The organism is Nocardia sp. NPDC051787 (assembly GCF_040681325.1).
In the GTDB taxonomy this organism is placed as follows: Bacteria; Actinomycetota; Actinomycetes; order Mycobacteriales; family Mycobacteriaceae; genus Nocardia.
In genome coordinates this window covers 1-16217 of sequence record NZ_JBFAYO010000009.1, presented here as the reverse complement: position 1 = coordinate 16217, position 16217 = coordinate 1, and the positions used below count along the sequence as shown (strand labels likewise).

The 16217-nt window shown below is 68.7% G+C and carries 8 protein-coding genes; 1 reads left to right on the top strand and 7 read right to left on the bottom strand.

Translation table 11 applies throughout. The features are described from left to right. Positions 1-109 precede the first annotated feature (109 nt). Complete coding sequence (locus AB0M45_RS11800; RefSeq protein WP_364326773.1) at positions 110-3418, bottom strand: arabinosyltransferase domain-containing protein; 3309 nt, start codon at positions 3416-3418, stop codon at positions 110-112. Between the two features lie 274 nt (positions 3419-3692). On the opposite strand from AB0M45_RS11800, the gene AB0M45_RS11795 reads away from it, so the two are divergent. Then, positions 3693-4190 carry a peptidylprolyl isomerase gene (locus tag AB0M45_RS11795; RefSeq protein WP_364326288.1) on the top strand — a complete coding sequence of 166 codons (498 nt, stop codon included), beginning with the start codon at positions 3693-3695 and terminating at the stop codon, positions 4188-4190. 69 nt (positions 4191-4259) lie between these two features. On the opposite strand, the gene AB0M45_RS11790 is transcribed toward AB0M45_RS11795, so the two are convergent. From AB0M45_RS11790 to AB0M45_RS11765, 6 genes are all read right to left on the bottom strand, one after another. After that, complete coding sequence (locus AB0M45_RS11790; RefSeq protein WP_364326286.1) at positions 4260-5804, bottom strand: acyl-CoA carboxylase subunit beta; 1545 nt, start codon at positions 5802-5804, stop codon at positions 4260-4262. After that, on the bottom strand, positions 5801-11158 hold the full coding sequence (gene pks13 / locus AB0M45_RS11785) for a polyketide synthase Pks13 (RefSeq protein WP_364326283.1): 5358 nt from the start codon (positions 11156-11158) through the stop codon (positions 5801-5803). Before pks13 ends, AB0M45_RS11790 begins: the two co-directional genes overlap by 4 nt. Before the next feature lie 108 nt (positions 11159-11266). Continuing rightward, a complete protein-coding gene (gene fadD32 / locus AB0M45_RS11780; RefSeq protein WP_364326280.1) occupies positions 11267-13183 on the bottom strand; it encodes a long-chain-fatty-acid--AMP ligase FadD32 in 1917 nt (638 codons plus the stop codon). A gap of 190 nt (positions 13184-13373) precedes the next feature. Then, positions 13374-14390 (bottom strand): LLM class F420-dependent oxidoreductase, encoded by a 1017-nt coding sequence (locus AB0M45_RS11775; protein ID WP_364326770.1) that lies wholly within the window; start codon positions 14388-14390, stop codon positions 13374-13376. Positions 14391-14584: 194 nt separating this feature from the next. After that, positions 14585-15571 carry a cutinase family protein gene (locus AB0M45_RS11770; protein ID WP_364326277.1) on the bottom strand — a complete coding sequence of 329 codons (987 nt, stop codon included), beginning with the start codon at positions 15569-15571 and terminating at the stop codon, positions 14585-14587. Then, positions 15568-16086 carry a DUF732 domain-containing protein gene (locus tag AB0M45_RS11765; RefSeq protein ID WP_364326274.1) on the bottom strand — a complete coding sequence of 173 codons (519 nt, stop codon included), beginning with the start codon at positions 16084-16086 and terminating at the stop codon, positions 15568-15570. The genes AB0M45_RS11770 and AB0M45_RS11765 overlap by 4 nt, the downstream gene beginning before the upstream one ends. Between the last annotated feature and the right edge of the window lie 131 nt (positions 16087-16217).

The window sequence follows — 16217 nt, the reverse complement described above, 5'->3', positions numbered from 1 at the left end:
CGCGCAGCTCGGCGTTGATCGGCAGTCCCGAGCAGGTGATCGACAAGGTCGGCCGCCAGCATGAGCGGCTCGGCCACGAGGTGATCTGTCTGGGATGGCCCTCGCTGGGTCAGAACACTCGCAGCTGGCCCGGCGACCACAGGCCCGACCTGGTCGCCGTCCCGGTGTCCAGCTTGGCCGGGACCGCATTGCGGTCGTACCTGTCGTAGCGCTCCAGCGAACCCCAGTCGCGCGCCCAGTCGTTCTTCAGGTAGCTGGGAACAGTCACCGACTTCGCCAGCATCTGCGCGAAGCCGAGTGGCCCGCCGAACTCCTCGGCCTGCCAGGTGTTGGTGGAGCTGATCGCAAGCGGGCGGTCCGGGAGGATGCGGTAGCCCGGCACTTCGGCCACGCCGTTCTCATGGTCGAACGGCCGCTGGCACGGGAATTGCAGGCCAACCGCCCAGTCCAGCAGGATCGGCTGCCGCGAACCGAGCAGGCTGTTGAGCGGTTGCAGCTTCGGCATCCGCGGCGGGGTGAACGCCAGCCACTGGTCGCCGATCAGGATCGGATCGTTGGCGACAATGCGCACCGCGTCGGCGTCGGGCGCGATCTCGTCCAGCGGCACGCGCAGGTTGCGCCAGGACGGGAACGGACCGATGTCGCGCGGCAGGTAGGTGCCGAGCTTCTGCACGCTGCCGTCGGGCAGCCGCTTGCCGTAGTCGACGGTGAGCGACTGGCCGTACTTCATCGCGCCGGTGTCGTCGAAGGAGAGGATCCGACCCGCGGCCGAGATGACGACCAGCGGCGTGTCCGCCGAACGGGCGGGCAGCTGGTACCAGCTCGAGGTGACGCTCGCGGGCTGCTGCACACCGTTCTGGTAGCTGCCGAGGATCGGCGTGGTCGCTGGGTCCAAACCGAACGGCAAGGCGACGGTGCTGCCGTTGACGCCGCGCGCGCCCTGGCCGCCGCCGGTGCCCGCGCTCTGTCCCTCGGCGAACGCCGCGCCGACCGACTGGGTGGAGGTGTTGCCCGTGCCGGGCTTCACCTCGACGCTGTCGGCGGACAGGTCGTTGGGCACGCCGTTCGGGTCGAAACCGACCGGGTCGACGCCGGCCAGCGGATCGGCCGGATCGGTCGGCGGATGCGCCGGATCGATGATCGGCTCCAGCCTGCCGCCGTTCGGGTCCGGCTCCACCAGCACGTCATTGGCCAGACCGCAGGTGCTGCCGCCGAGCGCGTCGATGTTCGAGCGGGCCAGCGAGTACGCCGGGTACTGCGACACCGCGCCCTTGACCAGCGACAGCACTTCCAGCGCCACCATCGCCGCGGCAACCACGGTCAGCGGGATCGCGGCGAACCGGCGGATCCGCCTGCCCCTGGCCGTCTTCGCCGACGGCTGCGGCTTCGTGTAGTCCTCGCGCAGCGTGTACCAGGCGACCAGCGCCAGCGCCAAGCCGAACAGCATGAGCATCAGCGTGTTCGACTGGTAGCCGTGCAGCGAGATGCGCTTGTCGAACCACGGCACGCCGAAGCTGGACACATACCAGTAGCCGTTGATGCCGGAGAAGGCGACCGCGAGCACGAACAGCAACCCGGCCAGGAAGATCGCCCGGTTCTTGCGCGCCCGCAGCGCGCTCGCCGAGACCGCCACCGCGGTGACCGCCGCCAGCGAACCCGCGATACCCGCGTACGCGCCGAAGTGGTGGGTCCACTTGGTCGGGTTGAACATCATGAAGAAGATCGTTCCGAAGACCACGCCCATCAGCCGCCACGTCGGCCCGCTCGCGATGCCGGGCACCTGCCTGCGCCGCAGTAGCACCAGCATGGTGGTGAACAGGCACAGCAGCATCACCAGGAAGGCGAAGCGGCGCGACAGCGAGCCGTCGACGGTCTCCACGAACAGGTAGTAGTAGCGCAGGTAGTCCTCGTACCAGGCCAGGTTCGGCCCGGTCACCTGACGCACCCGGTTGGCCTCCTGGATACCGGCGAAGGTCTGATCGCTGTAGACCACCGTCAGAACGAGGAAACCGGCCGCGGCGATCGGCGCGAGCAACGGCAGCGTGGAACCCCACCGACCGACGCCCTCGGCGGCGAACCGCCGGTGTTTGCGCACCACGATGCGCACCAGCGGCCGGATGCCCGCGAGCAGCGCCGCCACGCACATCAGACCTGTCGGCGCGGCGGCCAGGGTGAACGCCGCCACCAGCACGGCGACCGCGGCGGGCAGCAGGCGACCGGTCGCGATGGCCCGCTCGATCGACACCCAGGTCAGCAGCGCACCGAGCGCGACGATCGGCTCCGAGCGCAGACCGTTGTCGAACGGCAGCCAGAACGCCAGGAACACCAAGCCACCAGTCCACAGCGCCACCTTGCTGGTGCGCACGCCCCGGCCCAGCCGCGGCACGACCTCGCGGCTGATCACCAGCCAGCACAGGATCGCGCAGGCCAGCGCGGGCAGCCGCACCCACGGGCTGGCCGTGGAGATCTCCGAGAAGACCTGGATCACGTAGTAGTACCAGCCGAACGGCGCCTCCGGCACGCCGTACCAGCGGAAGTAGTTGGCCATGTAGCCGGCGTGCGGAGCGACCCGCACCATGCTGAGGATGTAGCCGTCGTCGGAGGTGTTCGCGCCCGCGAAGTGCCAGAGCAGCAGCGTGCCGATCACCGCGCCGTCCGCCCAGGTCGGCTTCAGCCAGTTGGCCGGCAGGAACCGGCGGTGCCCGCGCCCGTCACTACTGTCGAGCCGGGCCAGCGCCGCCAGCGCCACGAGCGTGCACAGCACCGCCGCGAGCATCGCGATCAGCTTGATCGCGGTGGGGCTGGAGGAGAACCGGGTGTCCACGGTCATGTGGAACGCCAGCCCGGCGGGCGCCGCGCCCTTCAGGTCGGAGAACACCCCTACCACCTGCGGCCGCAGGTCGCCGCTCAGCTGGCCCTCCACCGGCACCGTCACCGTCTCGGGCGCCGCACCCTCGACCGGCCGCTCGACCTGCTTGGTGAGCCCGTTGAACACCGCGTGCGTCCGATCGGCGTCCGAGCTGATGCTCAGCGACGTGCACTCGCCCATCCGCGCGCGGTCGGCCGACACCACGACCGCGTTGCGGTCGATCACGTCCACCGAGCTCTCCGAGACCCGCACGAACATGGCCTCCAGCGCGGCGCGGTCACCCTGCGGCGGCGCGGTGGCCAGCAACATGCCGCCCCGCTCGGGCAGCTGGGCGATCGTGTCGCACGGAATCGTCGCCGTCAGCTCGATCGGGACCTGTGACATCAGCGGCGCCTGCACGTTGCCGAGCGTTCCGCTCTGCGGCCAGTTCAGCACCGCGGTCGTCTGCGTGACCGGCAAGAACGGTGTCGCCAGCGCGCACAGCGCGCCGAGCAGCCCGGCGACCAGCGCGATCAGGCGCGCGGTCCGGAAATCGTTCGGTTTCACCACCGGGGCGGCGGGGGGCTTTGTTAGAACAGCGGTAGCGGCGTCGGGCACGGTTGGCAATGCTATCTGGCTCCCCCGCCTCTCCGGGTCTTTAGGCCGTACTAGTCAGGTGTCGCAAGCTTTGCGTTCATGTCCTGCGTTTAGTGCCACTCACCTTTTGGGCGTACCCGATGAGTTACCCATGTCCATACGAAATCAGTCGTCTTGATCAGACCGCGGGCACATGAAAGAGGAACCGAATGGCTCACCTGTGGCGCGGAAATGGAAAGGTGGGGGTATGACCAAGGTGAATCTCTCGACGAACTACGGACCCATCGTCCTCGAACTTGATGATCAGAAGGCGCCGAACACGGTGCGCAATTTCGTGGACTACGTGAACTCCGGCCACTACAACGGCACGATCTTCCACCGCGTCATCCCCGGCTTCATGATCCAGGGCGGCGGCTTCGAGCCCGGCCTGCGCCAGAAGGGCACCAAAGCCCCGATTCAGAACGAGGCGAACAACGGCTTGAAGAACACCAAGTACACCGTCGCGATGGCGCGCACCAACGACCCGCACTCGGCCACCGCGCAGTTCTTCATCAACGTCTCCGACAACGACTTCCTCAACCACTCCGCCCCCACCCCGTCCGGCTGGGGCTACACCGTATTCGGCGCGGTGACCGAAGGCACCGATGTGGTCGACAAGATCGCGGGCGTCCGGACCTCCTCCGCGGGCATGCACCAGGATGTGCCGGTCGACGACGTCGTCATCGAATCCGCCAGCGTCAGCTGATCTTTCGGCACGCCGAACGTGAATCGGGCCGCACCCGTTGGGGTGCGGCCCGATCGTGTTCCGGTCTCGCTACAGCGGCAGCAAATGGTGCTTGCGCGGGTTGCGGGCAACCGCCTTGTCCCGCAACAGCTGTAGCGCGCGACGCAGCTCGAGCCGGGTGGTCGACGGCTCGATGACAGCGTCGATGTACCCACGCTCGGCGGCCACCCACGGCGTCGCCACCGTGGCGTTGTAGTAGTCGATCATCTGCTGGCGGATCGCCGCCCGCTGCTCCTCCGGCGCGGCTTCGATCTGCTTGCCGCCGATCAGGCTGACCGCGCTCTCGGCGCCCATCACCGCGATGCGCGCGGTGGGCCAAGCCAGGTTCACGTCGGCGCCGAGCTGCTTGGATCCCATCACGGCGTAGCCGCCGCCGTAGGACTTGCGGATCACCACGGTCACCTTCGGCACGCTGGCCTCGACGAAGGAGAACAGGAACCGGCCGCCGCGCTTGATGACGCCGATCTTCTCCTGCTCCACACCCGGCAGGAATCCCGGCGTGTCGACCACGAACACCAGCGGGAGTTCGAACGCGTCGCACAGCCGGACGAAATGCGCCGCCTTGTCCGACGCCCGCGCGTCCAACGCGCCCGCGTACACCATCGGCTGATTGGCGACCACGCCCACGCTGCGCCCGTCGACGCGGGCGAAACCGGTGATGATGTTGCGGCCCGCGGACGCGCCGACCTCGTGGAACGCGCCGTCGTCGAAGATCCGCAGCAGGATCTCGTGCATGTCGTACCCGGCGTTGTCCGAGTCCGGGACGATCGAGTTCAGCTCCAGGTCACTGTCGGTGACCTGCGGCTCCAAGCCCGGATTCACGATCGGCGCCAGTTCCTGGCAGCTGGTCGGCAGAAAGCTCAGGTACTCGCGCACCCACGTGAACGCGTCCGCCTCGTCCTTGGCGACGTGGTGGATGTTGCCGTACTCGGCCTGGCTGCGCGCGCCACCGAGCTCTTCCAGGCTTACATCCTCGCCGGTGACCTCGCGGATCACCTTCGGACCGGTGACGAACATGTACGCCTCGTCGGTCGCCACCACCACGTCGGTGTTGATCGGGGCGTACACGGCCCCGCCCGCGCACTTGCCGAGGATTATCGAGACCTGCGGGACCAGACCCGACAGCGGCTCCTGGCGCCGCCCCAGCTCCGCGTACCACGCCAGCGAGGTCACCGCCTCCTGCACGCGCGCCCCGCCGGAGTCGTTGATACCGACCACCGGGCAGCCGACCTTGGCCGCGTACTCCAGGAGCCCGGCCACCTTGCGGCCGAACATCTCGCCCACCGAACCGCCGTAGACGGTCTGGTCGTGCGAGAACACCGCGACCGGCCTGCCTTCGACCAAACCGTGCCCGGTGACCACGCCGTCGCCGTACAGCGCGGAGGGATCACCCGGTTTGCGCACCAGCGCACCGATTTCGACGAAAGTGCCCGGATCGAGCAGCATGTTGATCCGGTCGCGGGCGCTGGGGATCCCTTTCTTCGCCCGCTTGGCCACCCCCGCTTCACCCGCCGGCTCCTGCGCTAATTCCAGTCGCTTGCGCAGGTCGGCGAGTTTTTCGGCAGTAGTGCTCACTTGGCCCCTTTCGCCTCGATCGCGGCGAGCTTCGCGGTCAGGTCGGCTCCGATCTTCCCGATCCGCGGTTCATCGATGATCTGCAGGTGATCGCCCGGAATGTGGACGACCTCCAAATTCGGGATGTACTCGTCCCATCCGCCGTTCGGCAGGCGATCGGCGTAGCGCGGCTCCAGCTCGATCGCCCCGTCGTGGTATCGATCGGCGAGGTAGAGCACCACGTCGCCGCCGTACCGGGCCGGCCGGACCTGTTGCAATGCCCGGTTTTCGATCCACGAGGTGCGCTGGTGCTCCAGCACGCCGCCGGGAATCTTGGCGCCGGTCATCTTGACGAGATCGGTGATCATCTTGATCTGCTCTTCGTCCGAAGCTGCGGCCAGCTCCTGCAACTGTTCGGGCGGGAGTTCGCCTTGCACGTTGTAGGTCTTCTTCGCGAATGCCTGGTACCGCTCGATGCGGCGGATCCGCTCCTCGGGACTGTTGTCCTCGGGCTCGCTCGGGATGGCGAGGTCGATCAAGCCGACCACGCGGACGTCCGCGCCTTCCGCGCGCAGGAGCTGCGCCGACGCCATGGCCAACACCGCGCCCAGCGACCAGCCGTAGAGCACGAATGGTCCGTCGCCCTGCAACTTGCGCAGTTCCGGCACGTACTGGCGGGCCCGCTCCTCGATGGCGCCGTCGACCCGCTCGAAACCGTACATCGGCGTGTCGGCGGGCAGCCGCTTCAGCAGCGGCTCGTACACCAGTGTGTTACCGCCCGCGGGATGGAACACGAAGACCGGCACGGCGTTCGAGCCCTCCGGCCGCGCACGCAGCGGACGAATGAAACCGTCCACGTCTGCCCCGCTGTCCTGCAGGCTGCGGACGATGTCGGCGAGTTGCTCTATGGTCTCGCAGTCGAGCACGTCATCGACCGTGACCTCGGCCTTGACCCGTTCGGTCAGGCGCGCGGCCAGCTTCTCCGCGGTGTCCTCGTCGAGGATCGGCAGGGTGTTGAAGATGCCTCCGGCCGACTTACCGGTGACCACCGCCCAGGTAGCGAAGGTCAGGCGTTCCGCGGCGTCACGCGGCGGGACGTCATCCTCGTCGGCGGGCTGCCCGGCACCGCCGAACACCGCGGCCGGTGTGACCGGGGCCGCCTCGACCGGCTCGGCAACCGGTTGCACGGCGGGAACCGCGGCGGCCACCGTTTCCGGTGTCGCGGCGTCCGCCGCGGGAGTCGAATCGGACTCGGGCCCAGCGGGTTCCGGTGTCCCGGTGGCCCTGCCGGGCGTGTCCGGCGATGTGGTCGCAGCGCCCGCCACCGCGGCGAGCGGGTCGGCGCCGGTAGCCAGCGCCGCCCTGGCGGCGGCCATGAAATCGGCGTCGACGGCCAACTCGCCCGATCCGCCCGCGGCCTTCTCGGCAGCCTGCTGGTCGGCCATCGCCTGCACCTCGTCGCGGTGTTCGATGGCGTAGCGCAGCACTTTGCCGACCTCGTGCAGACTCGCGTCCCGCACGGCTTGGACCTGCAACTGCGGGATGTCGAACTCGTACTCGACCCGGTTCTTGATGCGCATGGCCATCAGCGAATCCAGGCCGAGTTCCATCAGCGGGATCTCCATCGGCAGATCCTCGACCGCATAGCCCATGGATTCCGCGACGATCACCGCGAGCCGCTCCTCGACGGTCTGCGTGCCGTGCGGATCCCAGCGCTCGCCGAAGGTCTCCACGACCTCGATGTCGGCGTCGCCCTGCGTCACCGCGGCCGCGGCTGGGACCGCATCGGCCACAACCACTTCCGGCAGCGGCGCGCCGGAGATCACCACGGCGTCGAAGACCAGCCGGAAGCTGCTGCCCTCCCTGCCGTGCACCTGCACCGAGGCGCCGCCGGGGTGCGGGGTGAGCGTGGTGGTGAGGGTGCCGGTGGCCGGGATCGGCGCATGCGGGATCGACGCGCCCAGCGATACGTCGCTGAGCACCTGACCCGCGGCGGCATGCACCAGCGCGGCGAGATCGGTCACCGAGGACGCCTGTACCTCCCAGACGTGCCTGCCGTCCGGCAGGGCGACGTGCGCGCCGGGAATCCGGCCGTTGCCGCCCGCGGACATCCTGGCCTTCGGCCAGTACTCCTTGCGCAAGAACGTGGTTCGCGGAATGTCGGCGTAGTCACCGGCGCTCAGCAGCGAGGGCAGATCCACCTCGTGCCCGTGCACGTAGAGCTGGGCGAGCGCCGCGATCACACCCGCGGACTCGTCCTCCTTGCGCTTGAGCGTCGGGATGAGCTGCGCATCGTGCACGCCCGCGGCGAAGGTGGTGCCGAGCACCTGCATCAGCGCGACGGAATTCGGCGCCAGCTCCAGGAACGTGGTGTGCCCGGCGTCCACCGCGAGCTTCACCGCGTTGGTGAAGTACACGCTGTGGCGCATGTTCTTGACCCAGTAGGCCTCGTCGTGGATCGGGTCGTGGCCGGGGCGGAAGAACTCTTCCTTGTGCACCGTGGAGTACAGGCCGGTCTTCAGCGTGGTCGGCTCGATGCCGGCCAGTTCCGCGGCCAGCTCGCCGAGCAGCGGATCCATCTGCGAGGTGTGGCCCGCGCCACGGGTCTGCAGCACGCGGGCGAACTTGCCCGCAGCCTCCACCTGCGCGACGATCGCCGCGACCTGCTCCTGCGGGCCGCCGATCACCGTGTTGGTCGGCGCCGCGTAGACGGCGACCTCGACATCCGGGTATTCCGGCAGCAGATTCGCGACGTCCTCGGCGCTGTATTCGATCAGCGCCATGTTGCGCACGTCGTCGTCGCTGATCATCTGCTCGCCCTCGCCCATCAGGCGGGAGCGGGCGCAGATCACACGGACGGCATCTTCGATGTTCAGGCCACCGGAGATGTACGCGCCCGCGACCTCGCCCATGGAATGGCCGACCACCGCCGCGGGTTCCGCGCCGTGCGCGCGCAGCAGTGCGGCCAGGCCCACCTGGATGGTGAAGATGCCGACCTGCGAGGTGCCCACGTCGTAGTCCTGGCTGTCGTCCAGGAACAGCTCGCGCACCGAGTATCCGGCCTCGTCCTGCACCAGCTCGTCGACCTCGTCGACGGCCTTGGCGAAGATCGAGTTCTCCAGGTAGAGCTGCTTGCCCATCTTGCGATGCTGCGCGCCGAAGCCGGCCAGCACCCACATCGGGCCGACGGCGGCGGGCGCGTCGGCGGTGAACACGCCGGGGCCCGGCTTGCCCGCCGCGATGGTGCGCAGTCCGGCGACCGCCTCTTCGTGCGTCTTGGCGAGCACGACACCGCGCGAACGCCAGTGGCTGCGCTTGGCCAGCGACCGCGCGACGTCGGCGAGCGGGGTCCGCGCGCCCGTCTCGGACTCCAGCCAGTCGGCCAGCTCGGCGGCGGCGCGACGGCGGCGCGAGGGCAGGTAGCCCGAGACCGGCAGGATCAGCGGCAGCGGCTCGGTGCGCTCGGCGGTCCATTCGGTGACGGGCACATCGACGTCGGCGACCTCCGCGGCCACGGCGACGGCGGCCACCTCGGCCGCGGCGACGACAGCGTCGGCTTCCGCGACCACGTCGGTGGTCTCGTCGTCCAACGCATCCTCGTCCAACCGCGTCTCGAGCTCGGCGAACGGAGCTTGCGTCCCGGCAGCGGCGGCCGGCACGTACTCCTGGACGACGACGTGCGCGTTGGTGCCGCCGAAGCCGAATCCGGAGATGCCGATGGTGGCCTTGCCGCTGTAACGCGGGAACTCGGTGGGCTCGTCGACGACCTTCAGGTGCGCCTGGTCGAACGGGATGAACGGGTGCGGTCCCGCGTAGTTGATGTTCGGCGGGATGACGTTGTGCTGCAACGCCATGAGCACTTTCGCCAGGCTGGCCGCGCCCGCGCCGGACTCGAGGTGGCCGAAGTTGGTCTTCGCCGAGCCGAGCAGCGCGGGCTTGTCGGCCTCCCGGCCGCGACCGACCACACGGGCGAGCGCGTCGGCCTCGATCGGATCGCCGAGCGCTGTCCCGGTGCCGTGCGCCTCGATGTAGTCGACGGTGGACGGCGGGATACCGGCGTCGCGGTAGGCGCGGCGCAACACGTCGGCCTGGGCGTCCGGGTTCGGGGCGACGATGCCGTTGGAGCGGCCGTCGGAGTTGACCGCCGAACCCTTGACCACGCCGAGGATCCGGTCGCCGTCGCGTTCGGCGTCGGCGAGCCGCTTGAGCACCACCAGACCGGCACCCTCGGAGCGCACCATGCCATCGGCGTCGGAGGAGAACGCCTTGATCCTGCCGTTCTTCGCGACCGCGCCGACGGAGTCGAAGCCGAGCGTGGCCATCGGAGCCAGCAGCATGTTGACGCCGCCGGCCAGCGCCAGGTCGGCGTCACCGCTGCGCAGCGCCCGCACCGCCTGATGCACCGCGACCAGCGTGGACGAGCACGCGGTGTCGATCGCGACGGAGGGGCCGCGGAAGTCGTAGAAGTAGGAGATGCGGTTCGGGATGATCGACGACGAGCTGCCGGTCAAGCCGTACGCGGCGGCGGAGGCGGGCGCGGACGGATCCTCCGCGCCGAGACCGAGCGCGGCGATCAGCATGAAGTCGCTGGTCGACGTGCCGATGAAGACACCGACCGACTCGCCCTTGAGGTCGCTGGCCGGAATCCTGGCGTGTTCCAACGCCTCCCAGGTCAGCTCCATCATCAAGCGCTGCTGCGGGTCGACCCGTTCCACCTCGATGGGCGACATCGCGAAGAACTCCGCGTCGAAGCTCTTCACCACGTCTTGGTCGAGATAACCACCCAGGGTGTTGCCCTCGGCGATCGCCTTGGCCGCCATGGGGTCGCCGGCGAACTCCTCCCACCTGCCCTCGGGCAGCTCCCGGATGGCGTCGCCGCGTCCGATGAGGAATTCCCACGTCGACTCGGGCGTGCTGCCCGCACCGGGCAGGCGGGTCGAGAGACCGACGATGGCAATGTCGTGCGCCTCGCCCGGGGTGTAGCCCGCGGTGTAGAAGGCGTCGTCGGTCGATTCCGCCGGTGCGTCCGGCTCACCGTTGATGATCCGCTCGGCGAGCGCCGCGATGGTCGGATGCTGGTACACGATGGTCGCGTTCAGCATCACCCCGGTCAGTTCCTCGATGTCACCGCCGAGCGCGATGGCATCGCGCGAGGCGAGCCCGAACTCCTCCATCGGCCGGTCAACGGTAATCTGCTCGATCGGTTGCCCGGTCGCGTCGGAGACCCAGCGCCGCAGCCACTCACGCAGCTCCGCCACCGACATGTCGGTCTGCGCGCCGCCCTTCGCGGACTCGGCCGGGGCCCCCGCGTCGGCGACGGCTTCCGCGGACGTGGTGTCGGTCGTCTGGGTGGGCGTGCCCTCGTTGTCAGCCATCAATTCCTCAAGCTACCTGTCTGCGTACCGGGCGTACCGTGAATTGACGCTCGGCGTGGGAAGGTCGGCGCCGAGCGTCAATGGTCGGTCCGAGGCCGCCCTTGGCAATTACTCTTCCGGTGCATCGGGGAAAGCCTGCTGGGTGTAACCACCCCGCAGTGTTCCCTCCAGATAGGCGGCCCGGCAGGCCCGCCGGGCGATCTTGCCGCTGGACGTGCGCGGAATCGAACCCGCGGGCACCAGCAGCACATCGCGAACGGTCACGCCGTGGCGCTGCGAGACCGCCGCGCGCACCGCGTCGGCGATCGGCAGCGGATCGGCCTTGCCCGCGCCGGGACCGCGCTCGGCGACGATGACCAACTGCTCGGAGGCGTCGTCGGCGTCGAACTGCAGGCCGGAATGGCTGCCCTGCTCGAACACCTCGGCCGGGAGCTGGTTGGCGGGCACCGAGAACGCGGCGACGAAGCCGGGGCGCAGGGCCGTGCTGGCTTCCTGCGCGGAGTACTCCAGGTCCTGCGGGTAATGGTTGCGGCCGTCCACGATCACCAGGTCCTTGACGCGGCCGGTGATGTAGAGCTCGCCCTCGAAGTAGACGCCGTAGTCGCCGGTGCGCATCCAGTTCGCGTCCGGCTCGGTGTCTTCGGCGTGGCTGCCCTCGGGCAGCCGGTGGGTGACCTTGTTCCGGAACGTCGCCGTAGTCTCGTCCGGACGACCCCAGTAACCAATGCCCATGTTGTTGCCGTGCAGCCAGATCTCGCCGACCCGGCCGTCGGGCAGCTCGCGGCCGCCGCCGTCGGATTCCACCGATTCCGGGTCGACGATCGTCGCCCACTGCGAGAGCGCGACGTAGCCGCAGGACACCTGCGCGATCGCGTCCTCGTGGCTGGGGTCGACCTTCACCATGCGACCGGCGTTGAGTTCCTTGCGGTCGACGTAGGTGACCTTGGCCTCGTCCTCGGCCTTGGTGGCGGAGACGAACAGCGTCGCCTCGGCCATGCCGTAGCACGGCTTGATGGCGGTCTTGGGCAGGCCGTAGGGCGCGAACGCCTCGTTGAACTTCTTCATCGACGACGTGGTCACCGGCTCGCTGCCGTTGATCAGGCCGATGACGTTCGACAGGTCCAGTGACTCGCCGTTCTTCGGTAGACCGCGCGCCGCGGCGTGCTCGAAGGCGAAGTTCGGTGCGGCGGCGAAGGTTCCGGCGCCGTCGGAGACCGCGGCCAGTTCCTTGATCCAGCGATAGGGGCGGCGCACGAACGCGCTCGGCGACATGATGGTGATGTACTTACCGCCCACCGCGGGCAGGATCACCGTCAGCAGGCCCATGTCGTGGAACAGCGGCAGCCAGGTAACGCCGCGCGAGTTCCAGTCCAGCTTGATCGCGTCCACCATCTGCAGCAGGTTGGTGCCGACCGCGCGGTGGGTGATCTCGACACCGGCCGGAACCCGGGTGGAGCCCGAGGTGTACTGCAGGTAGGCGATGTCGTCGATCGCGATGTCCGGACGCACCCAGCTCTCGCCGACGCTGTCCGGGATCGCGTCCACCGCGATGATGCGCGGCCGCTGGGCGGCGGGCAGCGAGCGGAAGAACTGCCGGACCCCGGCCGCGGAGGAGCTCGCGGTCAGGATGGCGGAGGGCTCACAGTCACCGAGCACCGCGTGCAGGCGGTCGGTGTGGCCCGGCTCGTCCGGGTCGAACAGCGGGACCGAGATGGTGCCCGCGTAGATTGCGGCGAAGAAGGAGATCACGTAGTCCAAGCCCTGCGGAGCGAGGATCGCGACCCGGTCGCCCGGGTTGGTCACCTGCTGCAGTCGAGCGGCCACCGCGCGCAGCCGAATACCGAACTCACGCCACGTCAGCTCCTGCGCCTCGCCGTCGCGCTCGCGCGAGTAGTCGATGTAGCGATACGCCAGGGTGTTCGCGTCGTTCCGGGTGTGCTTCTCGACGTGATCAACCAGGGTGTGATCCTCGGGAATTCGGATGTTCCCGGTTTCGTCCAGGTAGTCGTCGAAAGTCTCTTCCATTCCTTCTTCTCCTCCGAGGCACACGCAGCAAGACGGCGAGATCGCCGCTATTACCTGTGAGGCCCCGACTCGCTTTCGCCCGCGGGTGCTCCAAGTGCAGAGCCAGCCTGCAGATTTTGTGCGGTCTGCGCGGTGACCGCTTATCGGCTAGATGTACTCAAACCAGAGTCATGTTACAGAGAAGCCCCGCTCACTCGTCCCGCAGCAGGGGAATAACGGGGGCGAACGCGTCCATCTGGGTGGGGAATACACCGACGTAGGACATCGAGGTGAGTTGCCGCACACGTCGGATCTGCTCGGCGATCTCCTCGAATGTGCCGATCGCCACGTAGGGCGAGTTCAGGATGTCCTCGACGGACAGCTGAACGTCCACCTCCAGGTTCGGGTGCAGTCCCCGGTCCAACGCCGACAGCGCCATCTCCGCGGTCTTCTCGCGATCGTCGGTGATCACGATGGCGGTGATGGCCCAGTTCAGCTCGATGTCGGCGAACCGGTCACCGGCGGCCTCCTTGATCAGATTCACCTTTTCCACGGCCTTCTCCATGGTGATGCCGGAGAGCAGGCCCTTGCCGTTCTTGGTGGTCACCGGAACGACGGAGATGATGTCGGCGTGCTTGGCGGCCAGGCGCAGCATCTTCGGGCCGCCGCCGCCGGTGCAGATCGGCGGACGCGGGCCCTGCCGCGGCCGAGGAGTCCCCTTGACGCCGCGCACCTGGTAGTGCTTGCCCTCGAAGGTGCACTCCTGGCCGCGCAGCAGCACATCCAGAATGGTCAGCGCCTCGTCCAGCTTCTCCAGCCGGACGCCGGGCGACTCGTACGGGATACCCGCGTTCTCGAATTCTTCCTTGATCCAGCCCGCGCCGAGGCCGACCTCGAGCCTGCCCTTGGACAGCACGTCGATCGTGGCGAGGTCCTTGGCCAGCACGACCGGGTGGCGGAAACCGTTCGCAAGCACCGACGTTCCGAGCCGGATCTTCTCGGTGGCCTGGGTCAGGGCGCCGAGCGCGGCGATCGGGCCGATCTGCTCACCGAGGTGGTCCGGCACGACGAAGGCGTCGAAGCCGTACTCCTCGGCCTGCTGGGCAGTCTGGACGAACTTGCGGGCACCGCCCTCCTGCTTGTTTCCCTCGCCGGCCGCCGCGAAGCGGAACGGACGCAACGGAGTGCCCAGCGCGGTCAACGCAGCATCCGCGTCACGGCTCGCCATGGTGGCCGGTGCGGCGGCTTCTGTCATGAACTCATGCTCCTGGCTGTAAGGAAATACGGGCGCGACACCCGTCCGAGGTCTGCTGCGGCGGTGCCCGGCGTCGCGATCATCAGCGCACTTTACAGCGTGCTGCCGAACTCGAGTTGCGCTTGTCACGCCAAGGGGGTGCGGGGTATCTCACTGGCTGTGATTTCTCACGAATGCGCGGGATGCGGGGCGGCCTCGATCAGTCCCACCGCCCAGTTGACCGTCCACTGTGTCGAGGTGGTGCCATCGGGGTCGACGATGAAGCCGTGGTAGAGCGCGTGCACCGGGTTCCCCGCCGCCCGGACCAGCGCGTTCACACTGCCCACGATGTTCCACGGACTCAGTGCCTCGCGCGGCGCGTCACAGATCAGATCGCCGGGCGCGCAGATGGTGTAGGTGCGGTCGGCGAGCGCGCCGAAGCCCCCTTGACGCGGACCGGTCATCGTGATGCCGGGCACATTCAACCCCCGCAACGCGACTTCGGCACCCACGCCGGGCGGCGGCGTCCCCACCTGGATCGGCTGACCCGGGCCGGTCTCGCCGGTGCGCCGTCCATCGGCGATCAACGTCACGCCGAGCACCAAGTCGGCGGGCACGGGGCCCTTGCCCGCCCCGATCTGCGCGGCGACGTCACCCGCGATCACCGCGCCCTGGGAGAACCCCGCGAGCACGTAGGTGGTCAGCGGACACTCCTGATGCCGGGCGACCATGGCATCGACCATCCGCCGTGTGCCTTCGGATCGGCTGTTGTTGTAGGACTGCTGTCCGTCCGGCGGAAGCGCGATCGGGTTGGAAAACTGCGCGACATACGGGACGGTGTACACGTCCAGCCGCTCCGCCGGGAATCGCTGGGCGACCGGGCTCGAGACGTTGAGCATCAGCGACAACGGGTTGGCGGTCGGATTGTGTGGGTCGTCGTAGCTATTCGACTCCCAGGTGCCCGGCACGGAGATCATCTGCACATCGGGGCAACTCGCAGGCTGCGAGGTCGGCCGTTCCGGCGGCTTCGGCCCCGGAACGGGCGGGCGCAACCGTCCCGCGAGCAGATACCACAGCAGCAGGACGACGAGGACGATCAGCACCAAGACGCCGATCGCGATCAAGCAGCCCGCCGGCTTGGACCGGCGGGACGCCGAACGGACACGCGAACTCACTGGCAGTACGTCGCGCGCGCGGTCGAGATGTAGATCTGTCCGGCCTTCTCGACCGGCATCTTCGACGGGTCGAAGGACGGGTCGGAACCGGCCATGGCGTTCACGAAGGTCATCAGATCCTGGTCGGACGCCCCCGCGGCGGTGCCCTGGCAGACGTAAGCGCCGATGCTGAGCGCGATGTCCGGGGTGGACGGGGTGACGCCCTGCTTGGCGAGCTCGTCGAGGAAGCGCTTGTCCTTGTCGGAGAGCTTCGAGGTATCCGCGGGCGGGACGGCCTCGGTCGGCACCGGCTGCGGACGTTCGGGCGCCTCGGTCGCGGTGGGCTGCTCCGGCGCGGGTGCCGGCTGCGCGGTGTCGGCGGGCGTCGTCGCGGCGGGCGACTGGGTCACCGTCGTGGTGCGGGTCGGCGTCGGCGTGCTCGTCGCGGTCGAATCATTGTCGCCGCACGCGGCGAGCAGGCCGGTCGCGGCGATCGCCGCAACCACGCCGAATACCTTTCCACGGGTCCGATGCATGAATTCTTGTCCTCCTGTGTCTAATTTTGCAGCGCCTGCGGCGCTGCGTGTTCGCGGCCCCCGTGTGGTTCGGGTCCGAGCGGGCGGCGGGTGGGGGGGGGTGGCGTGGGGGTGGGCGGCGCGGGGGTGCG